The organism is Neglectibacter timonensis (assembly GCF_900048895.1).
GTDB classification, from domain to species: domain Bacteria; phylum Bacillota; class Clostridia; order Oscillospirales; family Acutalibacteraceae; genus Acutalibacter; species Acutalibacter timonensis.
This window is the reverse complement of sequence record NZ_LT160638.1, coordinates 185697-211446: the sequence shown is the minus strand read 5'-3', so window position 1 is coordinate 211446 and position 25750 is coordinate 185697. Positions and strand designations below refer to the sequence as shown.

Here is a 25750-nt window from a genome sequence, read left to right as displayed (position 1 = left end):
GGAACACAGCGGATTTCTCTTACGGGGCTGAAAAAAGACAGTCCGGCTATTTTTGCCAATGTTCCAGAAGCCATCTGGCCACCCCATCGTTGTCGTTGCTTTCAATGACAGCCGTAGCTCTGCGTTTGAGTTCCGGATCGGCGTTTTCTACGGCGTAGCATTCGTCTGAAACATCGAACATGGAAATGTCATTTTTGCCATCCCCAAAGGAAACCACCTTATCACAGCCCAGCAATTTTTTCAGCTCCACGACAGCGCCGGCCTTCGTCGCCTGCCTGGGCAAAATTTCAAGCCACTGCGCTCCGCTGTAAATATCTCTCTGGTACACGCAGGGAAAGTCCTTTTTACACAGATGATAAACCGGCTTCAATTTTTCTTCTGTGTCGATACAAGTGAAATAAAACACTTCGCCCCTGCACAGTTCCTTTTCTTCCACCGGATTCTCACGGATGTCGCCCCTGCGGCTTTCCAAAAAAGCGTCCCTGCCGGCAGTCGTACGGTCTTTACAGTAAGAAAATTTTTCTATTCCGTCAATATGCGCGTATACGATGGGATCGATGTGATGGTCCTGCAGCAGTCTCCAAATGCGCTGCACATCCTTCGGCTCAAAATAGTGGGACAGTATTTTTTCCTGTGTGCCATTCTTTAAAACAAAAGCCCCATTATAAATGATAACAGGAATTTGAGGCGATATTCCCTGGGTTATCTTACCTGCCGTACAATAGGAACGCGCAGTCGCATAGGAAAAAAGCATCCCCTGTCCAACCAGAGAATTGATCGTATTCACCGTGAACGCCGATAAAGCCTGGCCGCTGTTCAGCAAAGTCCCATCCAGATCCGACACATAGAAAACCTTTTCCTCTCTCATGACGCGCCTCCCTCGTCTGCTCCCGTACTTACAGCGCCATACCATGGCGCCCGTTTGCCCTGTTCCCAAGCCCGCAGGCCGCGCCGCCGGTTCTGTCCCGCCATGGAATCGGGCAGGGCTTTTCCGGAAAAAGCACGGAAAGGCCCTGCCTTGCTTTTCTCACAGCCGCTGCGCACCGTACCTGCCAAATCGCTTCAGGAGGCTCAGCAGGTGGGAAACCGCCTGCTGGAGCTCCTCACGAGTCACTCTGCCCTCCTCATACCCCTTTAAAATTTGGACGATTACGGGCGGACCGCCCGGCATCACCACATCATTTCCTGCAGCCACAGCGTCGGCTCCATCCACCACGATATCCATGTCTCCCCAATCGGTGACCACAAGTCCGTCAAAACCCCATTCCTGACGGAGGATGCATGTGCAGAGCTCTTTGCTGCCTCCTGCAAAAACCCCGTTGAGCTTATTGAAAGAGGTCATCATGCAGTGAAGGTCCGCCCTTTTTACCAGCATCTCAAAAGGTTTCAGATACAGCTCTCTGGCAGCACGTTCGGTGAGAATGGAATCTACAGCGTCATAGTGATGCCTAGCGCTTCCCCTGCGGTAAGTCTCCTGCTCATTGACGGCAAAATGCTTGGCGCACACCAGCACCGGATGATTCTTCTGCACCCCGCGGGCAATCGCGCAGGCACAAGCTCCCGTGAGATAGGGGTCCTCCGAAAGATATTCAAAATTCCTTCCTCCCAGCGGATGACGGTGAAGGTTCACCGCAGGCGCCAGCCAAACGTCCACCCGATTCTTTTCGCACTCAGCGCCTACAGCGTCTCCAAACCTTGCGCACAATTCCAGGTCAAAGGAACTGGCCAGCAGCATTTCGGAGGGCCAGGCAGTCTCTCCCACCCCGGCAGGGCCGTCCTTGTAGAAAATAGAATAGATTCCCTTTTTCTCAATCGCCGGGGAAACATAGCCGTTAAATCCGGCTGGATGGCTGTTAGAGGTGACCGGCTCTCCCTGTTGGTTAAAGATGGTATTGGGATCCGGAGTCTCCCGCAATGCCGCAAAGGGCGTGCCAGGACCGTAACCCACACAGAGAGACGCCAGCTCTTCCGGAGAAAAGCTTTCCCAATCCGCTTCCAGCGGCATAGGTGCAGCCGGCGTCTGTGGCCTCACCTCAGAGGCAGTGAGCTCCAGCACAGGGACAGCTTGGGGAAGCTCCGGCACGGCGGAAGCCTCCGGCGGGGCAAGAAACTCTATCCTGCCCCTGTTGCAGTCCCTGATCCCCAGGCAGTTTTCCGTTTGGAAGACAGGGATGTCCTCCCCCACCCGGACACAGGCCACAATCTCAGTGTGAGCAGAGGAATTTCCCAGACGCAGCAGATAGCCGCCGCTTTCAATGCTCCAGGAAGCCGTCTTTTCCCGATAGCACGCAAGCTCCTCCCAGGGCAGTGTCAGGGAAAGAGTCTCGCTTTCTCCGCAGGCCAGCTCCCGGGTCTTCGCAATGCCTTTTAATTCCTGATAAGGATGCTTTGTCTCCGTTCCGAAAGCGGAAGTATAAAGCTGCAATACCTCTTTCCCTGAGCATCTTCCTTCATTTTTTACCACAGCCGTCACGGAAAGGCCGTTTTCTGTTTTTTTCACTTCGACGTCTGCTGCAGAAAACCGGGTATAGGACAAGCCGAATCCAAAGGGGAACAGGGGCTTCTTTCCAAAAGTGTCAAAGTACCGGTAACCCAGATAGATGTCCTCCCTGTAGACGGTAACCGGGCTTTTTGCAAATCCCTTGCTGCCGTTCGCGGCAGCGTCCAGGCCATACTCCTCATAGGTCAGAATCTTTTCAGGATGCTCCTTATCCCAGGAAAAATCCAGGGCTGCAGGGTACTCCTCATAGTGCCGCGCAATGGTAACGGGCAGCTTTCCGGAAGGCGATACCGCCCCGCACAGGATATTGGCCAGCGCCGCGGGGCCCTCCTCTCCGGGGACGCCCAGGAACACTGCGCTCTGAATGCCGGGGTACTCCTCCAGCCAGCTCAAATCTATCAGACCGTTGATATTGAGAATGACCGCTACCCTGGGAAACGCGCCGCACACCTGAGCGGCCAGAGCTTTTTCGGAAGGCGTCAAATAGTAGTCGTCCTCCAGATGCCGGTCGCATTCCTCTCCGCCGGACTGTCTGCCGATAACCAGCACGGCTGTGTCCGTTTCCCCCGCACTTTGACGAATCAACTCCTCCGGCACGGAAAACTCCGCAGCAGGGGGATGATACTTCCCGAAAATCTCATACATCAGGCCGCTGTTTACCGCTTCCTTCAGCTGTGAGAAATCGAAATCCCCCTGCTTTTCCTGCGCGCTCTTTCCGACCTGTTCCTCATAGTATGCCTTCAAAGCGGGGACCGGACAGATTTCCCGCCGCTCGCACTCTTCCAGAATATTGGCTGTATGCCCTGCTTTCGCCGCGCCGGAGCCGTTTCCGGACAGGATGGTCTCCAGCTGTGCCCTGCCAAAGAACGCAGCCTTAGTGCCAGGCGCAAAAGGCAGCAGCTCTTCTTCATTCTTCAGAAGAACGACCGATCCCTCCACAATTTCCCTTGCGATCTTCCTCACGTCCATAGCGTCCTCCTTGTCTTGTTTCACCCGGCCGGACTTGCCCTGAACGGCAAGTCCACAATCCCGATTCTGCTTTCGAACACCGTACAGCCGCAGCCTCTTGAAAGGAATCCCGGCTCGCCACGCTTCCCCGCAATCCCCTCTCAACCTTCCAGCGCTGCCAAATACCGGGCGGCCTCCAGCAGATCTTCCAGTAAATCCCCGGGGCTGGAGTCCTGATCCACCAGCGCAGATACGCCTGCGGCCTTCACGCGCTCCATGATGGGCCGCGCATCCAGTGAGCCCTTCCCCAAGGCTATGGGGTGGTTTTCAACAGGGGTTTCCCTGTAATCCCCGTTGGTATCTTTGTAATGAACGGCCCGCAGGCAAAAGGCCAAACGATCCATCATCGCAGCCGGATCCTCCCCTGCATAAAGCGCCCAGCCCACATCCAGCTGGGCCCCCACCTTTCCGCCGCAGGCAGCCAGAACCGCCTCGTAGAAGGTGGTGTCCCCATGCCTGGCCAGTATTTCCCGATAGTGGTTGTGCATCCAAAGTTCAATCCCGTGAGGGGCCAGGGCTTCCGCCGCCGCCACACAGTTTTCCACCGTGCCGTCAAAAACCGCTTCCTCAGAAGGACAGTTGACCACGAATGCCTTTATCCCGTTTTCCTCTGCCAGCGAAACCAGCTCCTCCGCATGCTCCAAAGGATTGTCAAAGGAATGGCAGGAGTGAATGGAAAGTCCTTCCCGTTCTGCCATTGTCCGGAACCCCGCCACCTCTCCGGGCAGCCAGATGGGCTTTCCCCATTTTTGAGCGAGCGACTCCACAGAATCCCCGAAGGCCACACAGGGCTCGATGTCCGTATATCCGGCATGGGCCAGTTTGGATAGAAACCCCTGGGGATCCTTCCGGAACAAATCCATTGCTCCATAAAGCTGTACTCCTAACTGCATGTTACTCCTCCCTTTCCTTCCGCCTGCGCGGAACGGTGGCTTTTACCGCAAAAAGCCCCTTTTCATCCTTCTGGCGGGCCCTGCGGTCACAGACCCTCAAACTTTTGTACAGGAAACACACCTGCGGTGGGCATGTCGCGCCTCTTGGTCTCTGCGGTTTTTCGGCCAGCCCCACGCGTTACAGGCTTTCTGAGGTTATTATACCATTGATTCCGCAGGCGTTCTATCATAAATTCGTGATTTTGCTTCAAAAAATCCTACACCCTCCTATGGTTTCAGAACCAACGGCAAAAGCACTCCCCGGCAGTCCAAAAGGGACGCCGGGGAGTGCTTTTGAATCCAAGGGGGAGTTCCGTCAACTTTTCTCAGTCCAGTAATGGAGACACTTCAGACGATTCTGTCTCTCCAAGGGGACTTCAGCCGATCTCTTTTGTAACCCAGCGCAAAGCGTTGACAATCACCTTCTGATATTCCGGGAAGTTGATGGCAAAGGCATTGTGGCCGGGCGTCAGGATGCAGAGACGGCCCTCTCCATAGGTGCGGGTCAGACCGGCGGGGTAGGTTCCCGCGGCGGAGGCCGTTTCCGCGAAGAGCTCCAGTTCATCCGACAGAACCTCCAACTGATAGTGCTCATCCTGTGGAAAAGTGAAATCCGCAATGCCCTGCATGATGGGATGCTCCGGATTTTTCACCTGAAAGTCCACTGGACACTGGGGCGGATGCGTGATAAACCGAACGCCCAGGAAGTCCGACATGGCGGGACAGTTGTGCGCAGTGGTTCCCGCGTGCATGACCAAAACGGCGCCGCCCTCTTCCACATAGTTTTTGTATCCGTTGGGGTCCACCCAGGTAATCCCATCCTCAAACCAGGGAGCCTTGGCGTTCGCCCCGTTCAGGGAATTTCCCTTGGCGATTATTACGGCGTCATATTCCCTCAAAAGCTCAGGGGTAACAATATCTTTTGCATCCATCACGGTATCGATTGTATGTCCTTGTTCCTCCAGGAACTTGAGTCCGAAACGGACTGTTTCTCCCGGGTGCCAAAGATCATCGCAGAGAAGCAAGATTTTCATAAGCCTGTCCATCCTTTCTGCCGCTGCGGTACAGCATGCGGCAAGCCATCACTGGTTAGTATCACGAAAAAATGATTTACCAGGGAATTTCAATTCCCATCCAGTCTCGCAGAACCAGCCGGTTTTCATCCGAATGCTTATAGGATTCCGGCTCGTTGCTGCGATTTCGGGTAAAGTATTCCACTGCAAATTCTCCCGCCTTATCGGGCCCTGCTGTGGGATCCTTACCATACATTCTAAAGGTATAGCCTTCCGGACGAAGGCCGTTGAACAGCTGATTCATGGCCATATTCAAGGGGGCCTTGGAAACATGGCCGGGGAAATCCCTCATATCCCTTGTCATATTGTTGCTGCTGTCCACAGAGGTGACAGCGCAGATCCGCTTCCCGCCGCCTTTTTCCAACAGGGGCAAAAAAGCTTCAATGGTGCGCAGGGGCCCCAAAGAATTGTATTCATAGGCAAGCTTCATGGCGTCGTAATCCGGCTCATCCAGAATGGTCTTCTCGTCCCGTTCGGTGCAGTTGTCCATATTGACCACCAGGAGATCCACTGCCCCAAACTTATCTTCCACTGCCTTGGCGGCGTCTGTGGCCGACTGCTGGCAGAGGGGGTTAATCACCACGGAATATACCTCTTCGGGGAGCTGTGCGTCCTGCCCCTCCAAAAGGGCTGCGGCGACGGTATATTCCTTTTTCAAAAAATCCTTCACCAGGCGGATGCCTACGGCATCCCCGGCTCCCGCTATCATAACAACTTTATTCATCAGCTTATTTCTCCTTTCACGGCATTCTCACTTCCGCTCAGAACGGCCAGGCGGCGCCTTCGTTGTCAATCAGCACCAGCCGGTCCTCCCACTCGCGGTCTTCGATAAACTGGGGCGCAGCTGACGCCGCGGTCTCCCAGGGCCAGAACTTTCCAATCAATTCTCCATTTACTTCAAAGCTGGGAGCCTCTTCCCCGGCATGCGTAACCTTGGCCGAACGGACCCAGCCGGGATGATACAGCCGGAAGGTATATCCCATCGGCTGCAGCTGGTTAAACATCAGGCGCAGCGCCATATTGAGGGCTGTTTTGGACATGCAGTAGCTGGAAACCTCCGTCCGGTGGGCAACTGAAACAACGCCCGCCTCGGAGGAAACAAAGCACAGCCGCTTCATGCCGGTCTGCATCAGTGGAAGGAAGGAATGGACCAGCCGCATGGCGCCAAGGCAGTTGATATTATAAGGGGTAGAAAAGGTGGAGTAATCGACAGCCTTCCGTTCCCCTCCGGTATGATCGCCAAAGCCCGCTGCATTGTGAATCAGCATGTCGACATGATCCACCTCTCCGGCGACCATGTCCGCGGCCGCCTGTACGGTTTCCGCCTTGGAAACGTCCAGCGGCACCAGCGTAAGGGTGTCGGGATATTCCTGCTTCAATTCCTCTAAAAGAGGCAGCTCCATCAGATAGCGGCCCGCAAAAACCTGCCAGCCGCGTTGCAGAAACTGCTTCACCAGCTCCAGGCCGATATTCCGGTCTGCTCCGGTAATGACAACATTTTTCATTCTGAGTACTTCCTTTCTCGAAATGTTTTTTCAGATTCCCATAGATACAAACTTCCGGGGAATCACTTCTTCCGAACCCGGGCTTTTTTGGGTACCGGGCTTCCGCCGTCAGCCCTCTCTCTGCAGGCCGGCGCTTACTTTTCCAGCGTCGCGCCGGCTGCTTTGGCCCCAGCGACTCTGCGCACGAAAAAGAAGACAATGGTTGAGGTGAGAGTGACCGTCATACCGATCCAATACATCGGCCGGTAGCCGAGGTTTTCAATCAGCCAGCCACTGGCCATATTTCCCACAATGCCGCTCAGGCCAAAGTAAATGGAATAGGCCACCGTCTGGTAGGTGGTACGGATGTCCGGCGGGGCGATAGAGTCCATGTAGTAGAGCGTTCCAATGGTAAAGAGGGCAAAGGAGGGGCCGTCCATCAAACATGCCAGCACCACCTGTCCGGGGGTCTGACAAATGCTGAAGAAAAAATGCCAGAGCACAAACGCAAAGGAAGAAATCATGACCAGGATCTCCGGCTTGGTTTTTTTCAGCATCCTTTTGGAGAGAAACATAATGACTGCCTCTGAAACGAACATCAGGGCGCTTGCATAGCCAACCAGAGAGGTATCTCCGCCCAACTGCTTAATCAGCAGGGGATAGAAGGTAAAGCTTCCTCGGTGAGCCAGCTGCATAAAAAAGACATAGCACAAAAAAATTAGAAATTTCTTATCTCTGAAAACACGTCCTATCTGCATTTCCTTCAGGGTAACAGCCTTTGCCGGCGCAGAGCCGGTTTTTACAAAGAGCAGGACCAAGGCTATCGCCAGCAAAAGACCGGAAAAAATCGGAATAATGGCGCCTGTGGAATACCGGCTGATAAACACGCCGGAAACCACGCTGCTGACGGAAAACCCAATACAGCCCCACATCTTGACCCGCCCCATCCCGTTGGGGTCTCCCGCGTTCTTGAGGCTGGTCAGCGCCCAGGTATCCATCAGGGGACCCTCCGAAGAGGAGAAGGAGGTATAGATCATAAAAGCAATGGCAATGAGAAAAATTTCATTGGCGAATAGGAGGGAAAGGGCAAAAACAGCTTGACAGATCATGCAGAGGATCAGCGTTTTTTTCATCGATCGGATTCTATCCGCAACGATTCCCCACACTGGCTGTGAAATAATTATGATAAAGGAGTTAATGCCGGTAATCAAACCGATCTGTTCGGGGGAAAGGCCCTTTTCCTCTAAATAAAGCGTGATAAAGGGGCCAAACACTGCCCGTGCCAGCATAAAAAAGAAATAAAGGGCGGCAAAGACGATTTTCACCCGCCTCAGCTCCACGGCTGCCGGCTCCCGCTCCACACTCGGGACTTGGTTCATGAATTGCCTCCTGATTGATTGAGATTTCGATATTCGTTGGGAGTCATCCCGTTTTCCTTCCGGAACACCTTGGAGAAATAGGAATTGCTGCTGAAACCTGTCCGGGCCGATATTTCAGAGATTGTGAGCTTTCTGTTTTCCAGCAAAAGCCTTTTTGCCTGTTCCATCCTCAGTTCACCGATGGTTTCGGCCACGCTTTTCAACGTATAGCGCCTGTACAGTTTTCCCGCATAGGCAGGTGACAGCCCAACGGCTTCTGCCACACTGTCCAGACAGCATTCCGGATCTTGAAAAGTTTTCTGAATGATGTCTGAAATCTTCTGAACCAGAACAAAGTGATGTGCGTTCCGTTTGTTTTCAAGCAACGAGACAATCTCGTGAATCATCTTTTCAAAACCGCCGACTACAGCTTCAATCGATTCTTCCTCGGCCAGATGGGTTACCGCATAAGATTCCACCAGATCGGATTCAGGGGACTCCAGCAAATGGCTGCTCTTCAGGTCGTCCACTACCCCCAGAAGGGAGAGCGCGATCCGGGAAACCACCAGATTCACCACAGAGAAAGAATACTCCTCTGTTTCGAGAATAACGCCTCGCATAATGGCATCGGCCTGCTCCTCATTGGAAGAGAGGATAGCTTCAACCATCTGTTCTTCCCGTTCCTGTGGATAGGTGTAGTGACGGGAGTTACGTTCCAAAACCTGCTTGGCCCACAGGATATCTCCCGTTTTGCAAAAAAGCTGATGACCGGCTGCCTCTTGCGTAATTCGGTAGGCAGCCGCAATATTTTGGAAGGGAAACAGCTCACTGACCGTATAGCTCAGCTCAAGAGAAAGCGCCTGGCTGACCGAGAAGGTGATCTCCTGCAAGCAGCTGTTCACCCACTCCTGGAAAGGCAAGTCCACATGTTCACAGTGCGTCAGAATCAACGTCAGGTGGCTGCCCCCGCCCATATCCACTACTTCGGCGCAAACACTGCGGGAACAGATCTCTGCCGCCACATTGGCCACCGCATAGCGGAACAAGCTTCTGTCGTCGCTGTCATATCCCAGATACAATCCCCGGTAATTTCGGATGCGAACCAGTACCAGCAGGCATTCCTCGTCCAGCCCTTTCAAGCGCAGCCCGTTTAATGTTCCGGACTTGAGTACGGCTTCCGGGTTTTCGCTTCCATACAGCAGATTCCGAAAGAGCTGCTGGCGATGTCCGCTCCTGTTTTTCCTGCTTTCCTGCTCCAGTTGTTCCAGGTTCTGATAGATTTCTCCAATTGGCTTACGAACCCGCAGGGAAAAAAGGAAGGAAATCAATCCGCCCACCGCTATGGTTGCAAACCCGATCAGCAAAAAGCTGCTGATTGCCTGATCGATATCCCCGGTGATCAGCGGGTAAGGCGTCAGCCGGAGATACTGCCAATCTTCTCCCCCCGGGCGCAAATAGGAGGCAAGCGTCTTTTCACCATCAATGTAGGTAACAAAATATCCTTCCCCGGTGCATTCCTGCATCCGGCGGTAAAATTCCATATCAGACGCGTCGGTCAGCATGGGAAAATATCCCCCGCCGCTGACAACTACGCCTTCCTGGTTCAAAATTAATGTGCTGCCGGGAAGCTCACTCTTGTTCTGCACAATGCTGTCAAGCCACTCACCGGAATAATTGACAAACACCGCACTGCGGATATTCTGCATATTGAACGTATCACAGGTCAGGTAGGTATAATAGAATTTTTTCGTATTTTGATACCGTATCAGCCGCGGGATGGGTTGGTACTGCCCGGCAGAACCCTCCCCGCGGATGATCTCGGCAATCTGGCTGTCAAAAAAGGCATCCTTCCCTGAGAGGGGCGCGTCGTAGGTTCCAAACTGACTGGAACTCGCTGTAATGGAATTCAGGTTTCCATTATAAATATAAATTGAATCGATATAGGGGTTGGAAAAACGATAATTGTTCAACTGCGCAAGGGATGCGCAAAGCTGGTTGGAATCAAAATAATCCGCATAGAGAAGATAGGCGACCAGCTGGTCGTTGTAAACCTGCCATCCGATCGTTCCTGCTGTCCTTTTCATGCCGTCTGACGCACTATAGACCTGTCGAAGGCTTTTGACGTCGGCCTGGCAGGTGCGTTCCAAAAGCACCTGCCTGCTTACGACGTAAAACAGCGCACAGGCCAAGACTGTCATCATCAGCGCAAGATATAGGATTGTCCGCTGTACCGATCGAAACAACCGGTTTCTATGCTTTTTCATGGTCATCTTCCCTATTTGAAACTCTATTATTGAAGGTATATGAACTTTAAGATAAACCTCACGTTATTATAGCAAAAAAAGACAAATACGGAAAGGCTGGCACACTTTTATTTCATAGAGCATTTACGGAACCCTGTCTTCAGGCCTATTTCGCTAACCCATGCTCTTCCACATAGGCGAGCCACTGTTTGGTATATTCCTCGCGAATCTTATCCAGACCGGCCACCTTCGCTTTTTCCAGCAGATTGTCAATCTCAGCATCCACATCGCTGACAAGCCCTGCCTGAATCGGCGGCAGATACTGCGTGATCACATTGGCCAATGCCGCCTTCTCTGTCTGATAGGGCGTTGTATCCTCGGCAAATCCGGTCCAGATATTCGGTCTGGTATAGGTACGGAACTCATCATTGAGTTCTTTCAGCACCTTTGCAGTTGTCTCGGGATAGAGCATGAAATCTTCGTTTCTTGTGGACCAGAGGTCGCCCGCTTCACGGGGGAAGCCTGCAGAACTGGGTTCTCCCACCGCCACATAATATCCGTCCTCCGAAATTTCGTAGTCCTCGCCTAGCACACCGTACTGAGAGGTACGATAATATTCCTCATCCAGAATCAGTTTTTCCAGAAGCATGATACCGCGTTCCGGATATTCTGCGCTGGCAGGAACCGCCATGCCGTTCTGGGTTGCGTGGTTGGGAGTTGCCAGCTGTTTGACACGGTAATGCGGCTGCCAGCCCAGCTCCCAATCAGGATGAGAGGCAGCGACGCGGGATACCAGATTTGCATATCCAGAGGGGGCGTTAAAGGCTAAATCACAGGCAATTTTCCCCGCTTCAAAGGCATTCTGCTTTGTTTCCGTATTGGCAAGCGCGCTTCTGGACCAATAGCCTGCGTCCGCCCAACGCTTGAACATCTTCATATCGTTGCGGAACTCTTCTGTTTCCCACCAATTGATGACCTTGGTAGGATCCTCATAGTCGATGTACAGGCCGTAGGGAACACGGAAGTCAGCCCATTTATACTGCCGGTCAAGAAATTCCCAGGTGGTGAAGTGGGAGCCCAGAGACCCGTAAGTGGAAACCATTTCACCGGTCACCTGCATGTCCGGCTCATTGTCCTTAATTCCCTGCATGTACGCTTCGATGGATTCCAAATCGGAGATTTCAGGAAGATTGTACTTCTTTCTCAAATCCTCCCGCCAAAGGAAGCCATAGGGTACCCATTCCTCCCACATACAGGGCACCATGTAGACTTTCCCGCCTACACGCGTCGCGTCCCACATCTCCGTACTGACGTACTCCTGAAGAGCGGGAGAGACCTTGGGAACCAGATCGTCCAAAGGCAAAAAGGCGTCCTTTGCCGCATAAACAGCGTAGTTTTGGTAGTTTGCGGCATAGATCACGTCGATATGCTCGCCGGATGTCAGCAGCAGGTTCAGCTTCTGAACGTCAACATACATATTCCACTCCAGGGTGGCGTTCAGGTCTCGCTGGGTCATCTCATTCAATTTCCCAGAGATTCTCTGCAGGTCGCGGGGCGCAGTGCCTGGCGTCCACATGACCAGTTTGGCTTTTGAAGAAATATCCACGCCGCTTTCAGAAACCTGCGTACCGCTGTTTTCTCCACCAGAGGTGTTGGAGGGCGGGTTGCCGGAAGAACTGTTGTCGTTGCCGCCACAGCCGGCGAACACGGCGATTGATAATGCCAGCGCAAGCAGCAAACATACGATCTTTTTCATATTTAGCCTCCTGAATTTATTTTACGGGCTTATCCTTTCACGGAACCGATTGCAATGCCAGCCACGAAGTATTTCTGTACAAAGGGATAGAGGAAGATAATCGGACCGGTAGTGACGACCACCATCGCCATCTTGATCGATTCGCTGGGCAGTTCCCGGTCTCCCACATACATTCCCATCTCCTGCGCGAAACGGGCGCTGTTCAGCATGTCGTAAAGATAGAACTGCAGGCTGTACATATCGCGATTGGTGATGAAAAGGGAGGTCAGATACCACTCGTTCCAATAGGCCAGTGCAAGAAACAGTCCGACTGTGGCAAGGCCGGGACCGATAATCGGCAGTACTATGGAATTGAAAATTTTGAAATCGCCTGCGCCGTCAATTTTTGCAGATTCTACAATCTCCACGGGGCAGGAGGAAGAGATAAAAGTGCGCATCAAAATGATGAGGAAAGGAGTCATCAGCAGCGGAAGAACCCTGGCCACATAAGAATTCTGCAGGTGCAGATATTTGGAAAGCAGAATATACCAGGGCACCATACCGCCGCCAAAAATTGTGGTGAAATAAATGATAAAGGAGATTCTATTCCGGTAGAAAAAATCCTTGCGCTGCAGGACATACCCCGTCATGCTCATGACAAACAGCCCGATGGAGGTTCCGATTACCGTGATGGCGATCGTGCTGCCGTATGCCTTCAGAATGCCTGCCGGATATTTGAACAGCTCCTGATAGGAAGCCACCGAAAACACAGACGGCCAAATGCGGTAGCCTTCCCGAATCAAAACGCTGTTCTGGGTAAAGGATCCCGAAACAATCAAAACCAGCGGAAAGATACAGAAAACTGTAAGAACCAAAATGATCGAATACGCGATAAGGTTAAAGATGATATTGGACGGCGTCCTTTTTATCTTAGATCCGTTTCCTTTCATGGTGTTTCCACTCCTTTCAAAATATCAGAACAGAGCCTGTTCCGGATGGCCGCGTTTGATCAGGGTGTTGGTAACCATTATTACAATGAACCCGAACACCGATTGATAGAGCCCAGCCGCAGTGCTCATCCCGATATCAAAATCCTGTTTGAGGGAACGGTAGACAAAGGTATCCATAATATCGGTCACGTCATAGAGGACTCCGTTGTTTCCTATCACCTGGTAGAACAGGTCGAATTGCCCCTTCATGATACCTCCAAGGCTGAACAGCAGCAGCGTGATAAAGGTGGGGACCAGAAGCGGAATCGTGATGTACCGAATCTGCTGGAATACGTTGGCGCCGTCGATTTCCGCCGCCTCATACAGTTCAGGGCTGATACTGGTAATCGTGGCCAGATAGATGACCGTGCCATAGCCAATCTGCTTCCAGAGATAAAAAATAACCATCAGGAAACGCCAGATCCCCGGGTTGTTGTACGCGTCAAAGGGAGCCGACCCCATGGAACGAAGCACGCCGTTGATAAAGCCCACGTCGTAATTAAAAAGGTTGTAGACGATTACGTTCAGAATAACATAAGACACGAAGTATGGGAGGAACATGATGGACTGCGTGGTCTTTTTAAAATATTTGTTCCCGATCCGGCTGAGCAGAATAGCGCAGAGGATCTGCATGAAATTTGAGGTGAAAATAAAGGCGATGTTATACCCTACCGTATTGATTGTCAGCATGGAAAGCTTTCCAGATTCCCAAAGGAACCGGAAATTTTCCATTCCCACAAACGGGCTTCCAAACAGACCTCCTGAAAAACTGAAGCGCGTAAAGGCAAAGTAGATACCGATGATCGGCAGATAGTTGTTGATGAAAAAGTAGAGCAGCGCAGGGATCAGCATGATAAACAGAATTTTGTTTTGCTTTAATTCGCGAAGAAATCTTCCTTTCCCTTTTGATTTTGCCTTAAGAACCTTTTGTCCGTCCGTCATTTTTGCTTCGCTCCTTTATGTAACGGGGTGAGAGGACCGTTCGCAGACAGCTGTCGGGCTGCGATACCGTTCGGCCCGTGTACAAATTTTGGGGGTTGTGCCTGCCGGCAGTGAATTTGCATTGGTTGAATTTTAATGTTCTGTACATAATTTGTCCATAGAATAATCCCGTTTTTATTGTAAAAGTCCGTTTTCAAAATGTTAAAATTCGGTTTTTCTTGTCTTTTTTGCGAAATCACTATCTCAATACCGGTAAAATCACCCTCGCATACTTACTATGGCACGGCAAATTCCTTTGACAAATAAGCCTTTTCCATAGGTCGTTTTGTATCGCCGGTATGTCAGATCCGGCCGCCTTTCGCTTCCACCCTGTTGAAAAACAACAGGTCTTTCGAAAAGAATCCCCAAAAATACAAGGAAAGCGATATTTTATGATATACAGACGGTTTCCGCCTTTCTATAATAGAAATTACTATTTGGCAGAAAGGAATGAATTTATGAGCGCTTTTTCCAAGCCTGCCCGTTTGAACCGGGGCAGCATTGATATGACCTTGGGAAATCCCATGATGCAAATTCTTCGATTTTCGATCCCCCTGCTGCTGGGCAACATTCTGCAGCAGCTGTATAACACGGTGGATTCGATGGTGGTGGGAAACTTTGTGGGCAGCGGAGCCCTGGCTGCAGTGGGCGCCAGCGGCCCGGTGATCAATTTGCTGGTTTCGTTTTTTCTGGGAATTTCAGTGGGTACCGGAATCGTGATATCACAGGCCTACGGGGCAAAGGATTTCGAGCGGCTGCAGAAAGCCGTAGGGACGGTGATTACCGTCACCATTCTCGTGGCCCTTGTTCTGATGGCTGCCGGAATCCCCCTGAGCCAGCTTCTCCTGCGCCTGGTGAATACGCCGGAGGACATCATGGCAGAGAGCACCGTTTACATGCAGATCACCTTTGGAGGCATCATCTTCCTTATGCTCTTCAACGTTCTGAGCGGCATTTTCCAAGGCATCGGTGATTCTATTTCCCCCTTTATCTTCCTGGTGATCTCCTGTGGGATCAATATCCTCCTGGATCTGCTTTTTGTCATCGCTTTTGACTGGGGCGTTGCCGGAGTGGCCTGGGCCACCCTTTTCGCCCAGCTGTGCTCGGTGGTGTTCGGCCTGTTCCGTATCAACCGCACCGACGCCCCCATCCACCTCTATCTGAAAGACCTGAGAATTTCCAAGGAGCTGCTGAAGGTAATTCTGCGGCTGGGGATTCCTTCCGGCTTTCAGAACTCCCTCTCTGCAATCGGGAACATTATCGTGCAGACCATGCTCAACAGCTTCGGGACCGTCATCATTGCGGCCAATATCGCCGTGATCAAGATCGACTCCTTCTGCACCATGCCCATGATGACCTTTGGCTCCGCCATCGCGGTCTATGCTGGGCAGAACATGGGAGCCGCCAAGCCCGGACGGATCAAAGAAGGCGTTAGGACGACCTTGATCGTCTCCACCGCCATCTCAATTCTCATCTCTGCCTTTCTGTTCTTTTTCGGGGAACTCCCACTGCAGCTGTTCACCCGAGAATCCGCAGTGGTACAGGCCGGTATGGATAAATTCCGGATTGTGGCTCCCTTTTACATGATGATGGGCTTCTTCGGTATTCTGAGCGGCGTCGTCCGCGGCTGCGGGCACACCACTGCTCCGATGCTGATTGGGATTCTCTCTATGTTTTTGGGAAGGGTGCCGGTGGCAATGCTGCTTTCCAGCCGGATCGGCGCCAACGGGATCCATTGGTCCCTCTCGGTGTGCTGGACTCTGGAGGCTCTTGTCATGATCGTCTACTACCTCTTCGGCGGTTGGAGGAAAAGTCTGCGGGAGCCTGAAAAAATAAAGCAAACGTAAAGAATAAAAAAGGATGCGGCCAACCATAGACAGGTTGGCCGCATCCTTTTCTTATTTATGGGGTTTTCCCAGTCCGCAGACCCCCGCCCGTTCCCCCCAGAGAACACCTGTATTCCGTCTTCACCAGCAGGATCATATCTTCTTGGTCCGGTATCGGTGCGGGGTCATGCCGTATGCCTTTTTGAACAATGTGTAGAAATAGCTGGTGTTCAAGATTCCAATGGATTCACTGACCTGCTGAACGGTGAGATTTGTCTCCGTCAGCTTCCGGGCGGCCTCCTCCATTCGGATCTTTGCAAGATAGTCCACACAGGACACTCCCAGCTGTCTGGAAAAGACCTGACCCAGGTAGGAGGGCGACAGCCCGACCCGTTCTGCCAGCGTTGTCAGCGATATGGCGGGATCCGCATAGTTCTGTTCCATATACAGCTTCACCTCGTTGACCGCCTGCTCCGTACTGCTGCGGAAGGTGACCCGGCCAATCTGTTCCGTCAGTTCTGCGCACAGCGCAAGATAGGCCTGCTTCATACCGGCCAGATCCCGCGTTACATGCGCAGCCTGCCACAGACGCTCCTGCCTCTCCAGGGAGATATCTGTGGAATCCAGGATGGAGATCCCTTTGGAAAGGGTGGAGAAATAGAGCCGGTGAAAATAGAGCAGCGCCTGTTCCGGCGGCGAGTTTTTCAGGCTGTCAAAAAATTCTTCGGAAAGCAGCCTTGCCTGTTCTCCATCCCCTGCGAAGATCCTGTCCTGCAGGCGGCGCTCCAGAGCCGCAGGGTATTCCTCCAGGGACGTACGGGAGGGAAGCTTTCCTTCAAAATACAGGTGCATTGGGCCGTCCAGGATCCGTTGTTCCAGCGCTTCCACCGCGCCATGGAAGCCCGAGGGCAAAGCCTCCAGCCCCCGCCGTACCGAACTCACCCCAATACTGACTGAAAGATGGAACTCCCTATGCAGGCCAAGCTGTATTTCTTCCAGACCCATCTGCATCTTGGCGGGGATTTCCTCTTTTCCCGTCTGGCAGATCACCGCGAATTCCACCTCCTCCGGTTCAGAAACCGACAGCCCCAGCGAGAGGATTCCACTCTCCTCCAGCAGTTCCTCCGCCATTTTCATCAGGATATAGCAGTAGAGCTGGCGATCCTGGTAAAAGTCGTTCTGACGGCAGGAGCTGTCTGCGGAGAGCACCACTACGCAGTAGGGAGAACCAGAGGCCATTGTCTCCAGAAAGGGATCGGAAAGTTTTTCCAACTCCTCCCAGGAGGAGTCCTGCCTCTTAAAACATTTCCGGACGGCTTTGCGGACTGGGGAGGTGTCCCAGCGGTAGCAGTCCTCCCGTCTCCGGTAGCTGCTGAAGGCATTGCCGATGAGCTCCAGCTCGTCCTGGTTCCCGTCTTTTTCCGGCTCCACACCGATGCTGTCGCGGATATCCTTTATGGGGCTATAGATATAATTTGAGAAGAAAACACTGAGGATCACATAGAGCACAATGACTAAACCCGCGCCAATAAGGAAAATCCACTGTGTGCCCATAAAGACGGAGACGATATTGCCCCAGGGCTGGATCCCCACGATGCACCAGGGAATCCCTGACAGGCGGCAGAAGGACACCAGCTGCTTGGTCCCTGCGTAGGCGCCGGAAAAGTAGCCGCTCTCGCCGCCTTCCGGGATTTCTCCCGCCAAGGCCTCCAACGCCTGTTTCTGATCCGTTCCGGTGTGGACGCCCAGCACCTGCTTTCCCTCCCCGTTGAGCAGGGCGATTTGCTCCCAAACCTCGCTGTCGATCAGTTTCAGCTGATCCCTCATAGCGGCAAGATCCAGATCCATTACAATATAGCTGCCAGTTCCACGGAAGCTGTAGGGTTCATATAGATAGGTCAGTACGGAAATCTTTTTGGATTCCTCGGTATTCTCATATTCCCGTACGTTTCTGGCAAAGATGGCATAGTGCTGGTTTTCCTGGGAAAGGTCCGCTTCCTTTATGGAATCCTCACACCCGAAATAGACGCCCCGCGTACCTACATAGCGGTCCAGCCTGCCGTTGACGATGCCCATATGCCGGATATAGGGATAGTTGATCTTCAGTTTCATAATACTGGACATCAGGGCGTACTCCTTCAGCCGGTCCAGTGTGTAGCTACCGGCCACTGAAGTAAAATATCTTTCGTTCATCAGGATATCTGCCGCATTTTGACAGTTTTCCAGCAGAGTATCCAGAGAATCCGCCACCTGCCTCACGCTGGAAACAGACATCTCTCCCACACGCTTTACCGTCATCCGGGAAAACATAATGGAAATACAGACCACCGCCATGGAGACCAGCAGTACACCGATCAGTACAAAAGAACACACCAACTTCCGGTAATAGCGAAAGCGAAACAGGTTCCGCAGATTCATCCCAATCCCCTCTTTCCTCAGCACCCAATCTATCTTATAAATATTGTAATCCCATTGCCTCTGCAAAACAATAGGCGCAGAAAAGCTTCACAGGTTTTCAGAAAAAGGGCGCTGCAAAAAATATATTTTGCAGCGCCCTTCCGAAACTTTTTTGTGTGCCGTGCAGAACGGCCCGCGGTTCAGAACCTTCCGCCCTGAACCACATGGGTGGCATTCTGGCCCATCCTTCCAGTTACAGGTATTTCTTGATGTTTTCCGCGCTGATCCTTGCGTTCTCCAGGCTGTTCTCCTCATTCCACAGCTCTGTAAGTACCCATTTGGTTCCGCACTCCTCGGCCGCCGCCACGATAGAGGCCACATCCTGTACGCCGTTGTCCCCCACGGCGCAGCCGCGGTGATGGTCGCACACCTCGTTATGGCGCACCAAAATATATTCGGTGTCATAGGGAACCGGATGGTAATCCTTGAAATGCAGGATATCCACATGGCCCCGGTATTTTTTCAGGAGCTCGATCGGATCGTTCCCGCTGCAGATCATCCATGCCGTATCGAATTCAGGCTGGATCAGATCGATGCCCGCCTCCTCAATCATGCCCTGGTAGGTAGGACGGCCCTTGTAATCGTGCAGGTAACCGTACACCGCACAGTGCACCTGGAACTGGATCCCGTTCTCTTTAAAGACCCTGGCCCCTTCTGTAATCTGTTTATACTTTTCGATCTGATCCCCGTGGGGGGTACGGTCCCCTTCAAAAGCAGGGCCCACCGCAGCATATTTCAGCCCCAGATCCAGGCATTCCTGCAGCACCACTTCCGGGTTTTTCATAAATTCGCCGAATGCGATATGGGAACCCAGCGGCTCCACACCATAGGCCTCCATCATCTTCTTCAGCTCTTTGGGATCAACCGGATAGCCGCAGCGGTCCGACAGAGTTGCGCTGCCGCCCAGGGCGAACTCCAATCCCTCATAGCCCATTTTGCTCATTTCCTGCAGCGCCTTTTCAAACCCCTGGTTTACAAACACGTCGTGAATGCTCCACATCTGCAGGCCCAGTTTCAACTTGCTCATTCTAATTCCTCCTTATGATTGTCCTGTCTGTTTACGTTCTGCCAATGGATCTCTCTCTTTCCTCCCCACCGCTCAGCGGCGGCCGGTTTTACCGGCAGTCGCTGAGCTCTTCCCTGGTAACCTCCCGGCCCAACTGGCCGGACAGATAGAAGGCCTCCATCACAGCTACCACATTGAGCATTTCTTCACGCTTGATCACACATTCCTCCCCATTTTGCAGCACGTCCGCAAAGTGGTGGATCAGCATTTCATGCCCGATATCGTGCATAGCGCCTTTTTTGGCGATGGCAATTTCCAGATTTTCGTCTGACAGGTGCTTCCCCTCTGCCCCGTACAGGGTGATGGGGTTCTGTGCGCCGCTGCTCTTGTCATAGACCAACCCGGCTTTATCGCCCACAATTTTGTAGCCGTCGTTGCGGGGCAGGTTGAGCGCCCAGGAAAACTTCAGCATGATCTGCATGCCGTTGTCAAACCGTGCAATGCCGGAGGCGAAATCCTCCACGGAAAAATCATGATAATCGTAATCCTTGCGGGGCAGGTAGGGTGTATCCCCAGTCATGGCGCCCATTGTGTCCACACTGGCGTCCCCCCGGTCCGCAATCTTTGTAAAGGTACTTGCGGAAACGCTTACCAGCTTCGGATTCCCCACGGCGAAGAGCGTGGCGTCCAGGTAATGGACACCCACGTCGCACAGCGGGCCGCCTCCGTTATCCTCCTTCACGTGAAACCTGCCCCAGGCAGGTACGCCACGTCGGCGGATGTTCTCAATCTCTGCGTAGTAAACCTGGCCCAGCACACCGTCTTCGATTAGCTTTTTGACCTCCTGCATCGGTCCCATGCGGTTATTTTGGCAGGCAATCAGCTTTTTCCCAGCCCGGTCAGCCTCTTCAAACATCTCCTTGGCATCCTTGACGGTCAAAGCCAAAGGCTTTTCACACAGCACATTGGCGCCGCTGCGGAGTGCTGCAATGGCAAATTCCTTGTGGGTGTTGTTTGCCGTACAGATATGTACCACGTCAAATTTATTTTCCCGCAGCATTTCATAAGGGTCTGTGTAGGTTTTCGGAATGGGGAAATACTTTTTAATGTGCTCCAGGGCCTCCGGCCGGTTGTCCGCTATGGCCGTCAGCTCCGCACGATCCCCCAGCTTGAGTATGGAGGGGAGATGGGCGGTACTGGCGATAAAGCCAGCGCCGATTACTCCCACCTTCAGCTGTTTTGCTTGACTCATGGAAAAACTCCTTTTCTCTTTATTTATTTAGACTGACCTGATAAAAACTCCTGAAACTGCTTATCATACTCCGCCAGATATTCGTCCAGCCCGGCGGCTTTCAGGGTAGAAAGTGCGCTTTCAAAGCCCTCGTCATAGGAAACTAGGCCGCATTTCAGAGGTGCCAACAGGCTCTCCGCCTCTGCGGACAGGTTCGCCGCGGCATCCGCCACCGGTGTGGAGTCGAACATAAAGCCGGTAGCTACGCTCACCACAGCCTCCTCGTCCAGGTCGCGGCGGCGGCTGTCAAGGGCAATCAGACGGTCGGACATCCCGTCTTCAAACCGGCGCAGCGGCTGATAGGCAATCTGCCATTCGTCATACTGGTAAAGGGCCTTTCCGTCTTCGCCCAAGATCTTTTCCTTCCTGTTGTCGCCCACGGCATTATAAGTCTCCCCTTCGATGCCGTACATAAAGAGGTCATGATTTTCCTGGTCGGAGTACAGCCACTGCAGGAAATCCAGAGCTGCCTCAGGATGCTTGGAAGTGACAGGAACCGCATTGCAGTTGTAGGTGTAAAACGTGATGAAATCGTTCTTTTCCGGTGCAAGCTGGAAGACGCCGATCTCTGCGCCCGGTACATTTTTCTGCAGCTGCTGCTCATTTTCCACAGGCATTCCTGAGTCAAAGCCAATAGCCCAGCGTCCGTACAGGATTTCGTTGGAGCCGTATTCGTGGCCCAGGCTCAGGCTGTCCGGATGGATCAGCCCTTCCTTGTTGAAACGTTCGTACAGCTTACAGCTGTTCTTGAACTCCTCGCTTTCCACCCAAGAGGAGACGGTGCCATCCTGGTCTACCTTTACCAATGTCAGAGCGGTATCCACATAGAAGTAATCCTCATCCAGTGAACGCAGGTACCATTCGGCAGGACGGCCGGTACCACCCCAAGCGTAGATTTTTTTGCCGGTCTCTTTTTCCAGTTCCGCCTGAATCGCCTTGGCGAAATCGATAACCTCATCCACCGTGGTAGGCGTCTTCAGCCCCAGCTTGTCCGCAACATCCTTGCGGTAAGAGATATCGCCGTAGCTTTTCCCCTGGTTGGCTGTGGACATAGCTGGAACCGCCAGGATATTGCCCTGGGACGTAACTTCCTTCCAGACGTTGTCGGTAAATTTGCTCTTCAAGTCGTCATATTTCCCGGAATCAAAGAGCTCGTTCAGAGGTGCCAGAGCCCCCTGACCATACAGGATGCCCACCTGCTTCTTGTCCTGCATGACATGCAGCATTTCAAATTCCTCGCCGCTGGAGATCATCAGCTGTGTCTTCTGGTCCCAGGCGTCCCAGGGGATTCTCTGCAGCTTGACTTCAATGTTGACGCCGTCTGCCTGCAATTTTTCATTGACCTTGGCTATCACCTCATCCTGCATGGGCCAGTCGGAACCGGGAGCCACGTACCGCATGGGCTGGGGCGCACTGGAGCCGGCCGCCGCGGAGACAGCCTGGCTGCCGGCAGAACTGGTCTTCTCTGAGCTTCCGCTGTCTGCTCCAGAGCAGGCGCCGGCGCTCACCGCCATTGCCGCACACAGTGCAACGGCCAATAGACGTTTCATTTTGGTTTTCATGGATTTCATTCCTCCTATTTGATTTCAGCTTTTTCATTGAGCTGGTTGAACCATTCGGAACCGGGCCTCTCCCACAGCCTGCTTTCCCATTTTATGGATTACTGCGTTCCTGCTGCCGGGAGACCCACCTTGTTTAACCCTTTACCGCCCCAATAATCAGGCCTTCGGTAAAGTAGCGCTGCAGGAAAGGATACAGGAGCACGATAGGTCCTATCGTGACAATGGCCGATGCCATCTTGAAGCTTTCCGTGGGAACGGTATTGGACAAGCCCACATTGGTCAGGTCCTTGAGCATGCTCAGGTCAGACTGGATTTTGAACAGGATCATCTGCAGCGGGTACAGCTCGCTGCTGTCCAGCAGCATGATTGCATTGAACCAATTGTTCCAGTACCCCAGCGCGTAGAAGAGTGTAATTGTTGCGATAACCGGGGAGCAGATGGGAAAGTAGATCCGAAACGCTATGGTCAGCTCCCCAGCCCCATCGATCCGAGCCGAATCCATCAGGGAACTGGGAACCCCTTTGATGAAGTTCCGGGTAAGGAACATATTGAAGGGAGTAAAAATCAGAGACGGGATAATCAGCGCCCAGATATTATTGTAAAGGTGGAGCACACGGCAGATCAGGTACCAAGGCACCAGACCGGAGTTGAACACCGTGGTGATAAAGAAGAACAGGGAGAAGCCGTTGCGGTATTTCAGGTTTTCATTCGCCAAAGAAAATCCGCACATATATGTAATTACTACGGCAATCGCCGTCCCCACCACGGTGATCAAGATGGTGATCCCATAGCTTTTCAAAGTGGGGGAACCTGCATAAAAAATGGATTTGTACGCTTCCAGGCTGAATTGCTCCGGGATCAGCTGGTAGCCGTTTTTCAAAATGCTTGCCTCTGTTGCAAAGGAATTAATCAGCACCAGATACATGGGAAACAGGCAACAGAAAGCAAACAGGATCAGGATCAGTCCCATCAGGACCTGGGAGAGCTGTTCTCCTCTCTTTTTTCCGAGACGTGCCGCATTCATGTTAGAACAACGCTCCTTCCGGGAAGAATTTCTTGGTAAACCAGTTTGCCCCGAACACCATCAAAAATCCCATGACTGACTGGTAGACTCCGATGGCCATAGCCATCGAGGGATTTCCCGTTGTACGCAGCATGCGGAACACATAGGTATCAATCACGTCCGTGGTCTTCAGCAGGATGCCGTTGTCCTTTACAATGGCGTAATACATGGCGAAATCGCCATAAAAGATACGGCCGATGGACATCAGCGTCAAAATGCAGACCGTGGGCATCAGCAGAGGCAGCGTTACATACCAGATGCGTTTCCAGGTGCTGGCCCCGTCGATGACAGCCGCCTCATAGATCCCGCTGTCAATGCCGGTGATGGCCGCCAGGTAGACAATGGAATTGTACCCCGCAGTCTTCAGAGCGTGCATAATCACCAGGATAACCGGCCAATAAGAGGCGTTGTTATACCAGTTTACCGCCTCCATGCCCACCCCGGTGAGCATTTTATTTAGAAGGCCGTACTCTGAGCTCAAAAAGGCATACAGTACATAAGCGATAATCACCCAAGACAGAAAGTGGGGGAACAGCATAGCCGACTGGGTCAGCTTGGCAAATTTCCTCTTTCTGATCTCATTGACCAGGATTGCGATCACCAGCGCGATCACAGTGTCCACCACCAGGTAGCTGATATTCAGTACCAGGGTGTTCCTCGTAACCTCCCATGCCTTGGTCGAGCTGAAGAAAAAGCTGAAGTTCTTCAGGCCCACCCATTGGCTGTGAATTCCAGTATTATACTTGAAATCCTCAAAGGCGATCACCATGTAGGGAATCGTGAAATAGCTGAATATCAAAGTGTAAATAGTCGCTGGCAGCAAGAATAAATAGGAGAACTTATTCTTTTTGAATTCCAGCCCGATCCCTCTTATCCGATGTTTTTTCATCCTCTTCTCCAAATAATGGAATTCTCCTTCCTCTCTCCCTGAAATTGGCGCCTGCTCAGAATGTCCAGGGCACATTTTGAGGCGGACAAATGCAATTCCCAAAGACCCAGCAACTTGAATAACAATTTTGTCAGGTTGAGGATTGTTTTTGTCTGCCTCTCAGTTTAGCCAACTCTTTCCCGCCCGTAAACTCTAAAATCAGTTAAAAAACAACAATTTTAAAAGATTCAAAATTTCAAAAAGTTTTAATTTTTTTGGATTTTTCAATTTTACAAGACAAAAATGACAAGTAAGGATTCTGTTTTATGTTAAATTTTACCATCAAAAAAGAATTCAGAATCCCTGCGTTATAAAGAGAAACCGCATCTCACCTTTTACTGTTTGAAAGTAGCTTCTATGAAAATTGCCGTAAAAAACACTCCCTGGAAAGCCCTAACAGGCTCCCCAGAGAGCGATTTTTTATGCTTCTCTTTATTTATGACCGTGAAGGGAACCAGCATCCCCCTTTTGTGGAACAGCATCCGTGAAAACAGTTCAAAATATCGCCATGGACTCTTATTCTGAAAAAAGTAATTTTCCGTACTCGTTACAGAGGGGGAAAAGGACTTCCTCATCCTCTTCTATGACTGAGAAACGGTCCCGCTGCTGCAGAAAACAATTATCCGTCCTGTCGTCGTTGACGGAGGACACCTCTCCCACAATCAGATCCCCTGCTCCCTTCTTCGCCCAGAAACGGTGATACAGTCCGGGAACCAGGGTAATGCTGCAGCCCTTTTGCACCTCAACCACCGTTCCGGCAGGGATCCTATGCCGGATCCCATCGCAGAACACCTCCACTTCCCGTTCCCTGTCCAGCGTCCCGTCCGGGCCGGAACAGTACAGCTGCAGCTGCAGGATTCCTCCGCCCCGGTTGATGATGTCTTCCGTCTTGATGCGGTGGAAATGGAACGGGATTTCCTGCTCTGTTTCATGGCGCTGGAAAATCAGCTTTTCCGCATAAGGAGTCCCTGTCCCGGAAGGGCTTCCATTACGTATCGTGAACAGAACCGATCCGGTATGCAGAAAATCCCCGCTGGAGAAATCCGTCACATCCCAGCCCAGCATGGTCTGCCGGATGATTTCCAGCCTGTCCCTGTTCTGTTTCCAATCCTCCAGCTTCCAATATCCAAATGCGGGCAGCCCAATCCCCTCCTGCCCCAGCAATTCCACGGCGCGCTGAACCGCCCTGTTGATTTCCGATCGTTTCACAGAAGTTCCTCCTATCAACGCTTGGTTTTTCTGTCGTGCCAGAACCGCCAGAAGCTCCGGCGCTCCCGCCGGGAAAAAAGTTACACTCTGCAGAACTGCAGCAAA

Annotated in this window: 19 protein-coding genes; 1 reads left to right on the top strand and 18 read right to left on the bottom strand. The window is 52.2% G+C overall.

Translation table 11 applies throughout. The annotated features are described in order from the left end of the window. Positions 1–46: 46 nt before the first annotated feature. The 11 genes from BN3911_RS04690 to BN3911_RS04635 form a co-directional block, all read right to left on the bottom strand. Positions 47–868: a Cof-type HAD-IIB family hydrolase gene (locus BN3911_RS04690; protein WP_066862028.1), complete on the bottom strand. Its 822-nt coding sequence runs from the start codon at positions 866–868 to the stop codon at positions 47–49. A 159-nt stretch (positions 869–1027) separates the two neighbouring features. After that, entirely contained in the window at positions 1028–3493 is a 2466-nt protein-coding gene (locus BN3911_RS04680; RefSeq protein ID WP_242871074.1) for a glycoside hydrolase family 3 protein, read from the bottom strand. Between the two features lie 116 nt (positions 3494–3609). After that, complete coding sequence (locus tag BN3911_RS04675; RefSeq protein ID WP_066862024.1) at positions 3610–4401, bottom strand: sugar phosphate isomerase/epimerase family protein; 792 nt, start codon at positions 4399–4401, stop codon at positions 3610–3612. A gap of 416 nt (positions 4402–4817) precedes the next feature. Next, positions 4818–5474 carry a ThuA domain-containing protein gene (locus BN3911_RS04670; RefSeq protein ID WP_066862021.1) on the bottom strand — a complete coding sequence of 219 codons (657 nt, stop codon included), beginning with the start codon at positions 5472–5474 and terminating at the stop codon, positions 4818–4820. A 76-nt stretch (positions 5475–5550) separates the two neighbouring features. Beyond that, the gene (locus BN3911_RS04665) at positions 5551–6237 is read right to left on the bottom strand and encodes an SDR family NAD(P)-dependent oxidoreductase (RefSeq protein ID WP_066862018.1); all 687 of its coding nucleotides are present in this window, start codon (positions 6235–6237) and stop codon (positions 5551–5553) included. A 37-nt stretch (positions 6238–6274) separates the two neighbouring features. Then, a complete protein-coding gene (locus BN3911_RS04660) occupies positions 6275–7018 on the bottom strand; it encodes an SDR family NAD(P)-dependent oxidoreductase (RefSeq protein ID WP_066862015.1) in 744 nt (247 codons plus the stop codon). A gap of 134 nt (positions 7019–7152) precedes the next feature. Next, the gene (locus BN3911_RS04655) at positions 7153–8376 is read right to left on the bottom strand and encodes an MFS transporter (protein WP_066862012.1); all 1224 of its coding nucleotides are present in this window, start codon (positions 8374–8376) and stop codon (positions 7153–7155) included. After that, positions 8373–10619, bottom strand: a complete 2247-nt coding sequence (locus tag BN3911_RS04650; protein ID WP_066862010.1) for a helix-turn-helix domain-containing protein — start codon at positions 10617–10619, stop codon at positions 8373–8375. The genes BN3911_RS04655 and BN3911_RS04650 overlap by 4 nt, the downstream gene beginning before the upstream one ends. Before the next feature lie 145 nt (positions 10620–10764). Continuing rightward, positions 10765–12354 (bottom strand): DUF3502 domain-containing protein, encoded by a 1590-nt coding sequence (locus BN3911_RS04645; protein WP_066862008.1) that lies wholly within the window; start codon positions 12352–12354, stop codon positions 10765–10767. A gap of 29 nt (positions 12355–12383) precedes the next feature. Further along, on the bottom strand, positions 12384–13283 hold the full coding sequence (locus BN3911_RS04640; RefSeq protein WP_066861987.1) for a carbohydrate ABC transporter permease: 900 nt from the start codon (positions 13281–13283) through the stop codon (positions 12384–12386). 24 nt (positions 13284–13307) lie between these two features. After that, positions 13308–14264: an ABC transporter permease gene (locus tag BN3911_RS04635; RefSeq protein ID WP_066861984.1), complete on the bottom strand. Its 957-nt coding sequence runs from the start codon at positions 14262–14264 to the stop codon at positions 13308–13310. 497 nt (positions 14265–14761) lie between these two features. On the opposite strand from BN3911_RS04635, the gene BN3911_RS04630 reads away from it, so the two are divergent. Next, on the top strand, positions 14762–16150 hold the full coding sequence (locus tag BN3911_RS04630; protein WP_187127682.1) for an MATE family efflux transporter: 1389 nt from the start codon (positions 14762–14764) through the stop codon (positions 16148–16150). A gap of 132 nt (positions 16151–16282) precedes the next feature. Here BN3911_RS04630 and BN3911_RS04625 read toward each other — a convergent pair whose 3' ends face one another. The 7 genes from BN3911_RS04625 to BN3911_RS04595 form a co-directional block, all read right to left on the bottom strand. Continuing rightward, complete coding sequence (locus BN3911_RS04625) at positions 16283–18547, bottom strand: helix-turn-helix transcriptional regulator (protein WP_066861981.1); 2265 nt, start codon at positions 18545–18547, stop codon at positions 16283–16285. Between the two features lie 232 nt (positions 18548–18779). Then, the gene (locus BN3911_RS04620) at positions 18780–19613 is read right to left on the bottom strand and encodes a sugar phosphate isomerase/epimerase family protein (protein ID WP_066861978.1); all 834 of its coding nucleotides are present in this window, start codon (positions 19611–19613) and stop codon (positions 18780–18782) included. Between the two features lie 88 nt (positions 19614–19701). Further along, on the bottom strand, positions 19702–20844 hold the full coding sequence (locus BN3911_RS04615) for a Gfo/Idh/MocA family protein (RefSeq protein ID WP_066861976.1): 1143 nt from the start codon (positions 20842–20844) through the stop codon (positions 19702–19704). A gap of 23 nt (positions 20845–20867) precedes the next feature. Beyond that, positions 20868–22445, bottom strand: a complete 1578-nt coding sequence (locus tag BN3911_RS04610; protein WP_066861973.1) for an ABC transporter substrate-binding protein — start codon at positions 22443–22445, stop codon at positions 20868–20870. Positions 22446–22578: 133 nt separating this feature from the next. Then, positions 22579–23469: a carbohydrate ABC transporter permease gene (locus tag BN3911_RS04605; protein WP_066861970.1), complete on the bottom strand. Its 891-nt coding sequence runs from the start codon at positions 23467–23469 to the stop codon at positions 22579–22581. Position 23470: 1 nt separating this feature from the next. Beyond that, positions 23471–24397, bottom strand: coding sequence for an ABC transporter permease (locus BN3911_RS04600; protein WP_066862304.1), 927 nt, complete (start codon positions 24395–24397; stop codon positions 23471–23473). Between the two features lie 555 nt (positions 24398–24952). Continuing rightward, a complete protein-coding gene (locus BN3911_RS04595) occupies positions 24953–25645 on the bottom strand; it encodes a D-lyxose/D-mannose family sugar isomerase (protein WP_066861967.1) in 693 nt (230 codons plus the stop codon). Positions 25646–25750 lie beyond the last annotated feature (105 nt).

What these genes read in the sequence shown, in the direction of transcription:
- BN3911_RS04630 (WP_187127682.1), top strand. Translation starts at nt 14,762, where the DNA reads ATGAGCGCTTTTTCCAAGCCTGCCCGTTTGAACCGGGGCAGCATTGAT.
- BN3911_RS04645 (WP_066862008.1), bottom strand. Translation starts at nt 12,354, where the DNA reads ATGAAAAAGATCGTATGTTTGCTGCTTGCGCTGGCATTATCAATCGCC.
- BN3911_RS04675 (WP_066862024.1), bottom strand. Translation starts at nt 4,401, where the DNA reads ATGCAGTTAGGAGTACAGCTTTATGGAGCAATGGATTTGTTCCGGAAG.
- BN3911_RS04600 (WP_066862304.1), bottom strand. Translation starts at nt 24,397, where the DNA reads ATGAAAAAACATCGGATAAGAGGGATCGGGCTGGAATTCAAAAAGAAT.
- BN3911_RS04635 (WP_066861984.1), bottom strand. Translation starts at nt 14,264, where the DNA reads ATGACGGACGGACAAAAGGTTCTTAAGGCAAAATCAAAAGGGAAAGGA.
- BN3911_RS04655 (WP_066862012.1), bottom strand. Translation starts at nt 8,376, where the DNA reads ATGAACCAAGTCCCGAGTGTGGAGCGGGAGCCGGCAGCCGTGGAGCTG.
- BN3911_RS04625 (WP_066861981.1), bottom strand. Translation starts at nt 18,547, where the DNA reads ATGAATCTGCGGAACCTGTTTCGCTTTCGCTATTACCGGAAGTTGGTG.
- BN3911_RS04650 (WP_066862010.1), bottom strand. Translation starts at nt 10,619, where the DNA reads ATGAAAAAGCATAGAAACCGGTTGTTTCGATCGGTACAGCGGACAATC.
- BN3911_RS04665 (WP_066862018.1), bottom strand. Translation starts at nt 6,237, where the DNA reads ATGAATAAAGTTGTTATGATAGCGGGAGCCGGGGATGCCGTAGGCATC.
- BN3911_RS04610 (WP_066861973.1), bottom strand. Translation starts at nt 22,445, where the DNA reads ATGAAAACCAAAATGAAACGTCTATTGGCCGTTGCACTGTGTGCGGCA.
- BN3911_RS04640 (WP_066861987.1), bottom strand. Translation starts at nt 13,283, where the DNA reads ATGAAAGGAAACGGATCTAAGATAAAAAGGACGCCGTCCAATATCATC.
- BN3911_RS04660 (WP_066862015.1), bottom strand. Translation starts at nt 7,018, where the DNA reads ATGAAAAATGTTGTCATTACCGGAGCAGACCGGAATATCGGCCTGGAG.
- BN3911_RS04670 (WP_066862021.1), bottom strand. Translation starts at nt 5,474, where the DNA reads ATGAAAATCTTGCTTCTCTGCGATGATCTTTGGCACCCGGGAGAAACA.
- BN3911_RS04690 (WP_066862028.1), bottom strand. Translation starts at nt 868, where the DNA reads ATGAGAGAGGAAAAGGTTTTCTATGTGTCGGATCTGGATGGGACTTTG.
- BN3911_RS04615 (WP_066861976.1), bottom strand. Translation starts at nt 20,844, where the DNA reads ATGAGTCAAGCAAAACAGCTGAAGGTGGGAGTAATCGGCGCTGGCTTT.
- BN3911_RS04620 (WP_066861978.1), bottom strand. Translation starts at nt 19,613, where the DNA reads ATGAGCAAGTTGAAACTGGGCCTGCAGATGTGGAGCATTCACGACGTG.
- BN3911_RS04605 (WP_066861970.1), bottom strand. Translation starts at nt 23,469, where the DNA reads ATGAATGCGGCACGTCTCGGAAAAAAGAGAGGAGAACAGCTCTCCCAG.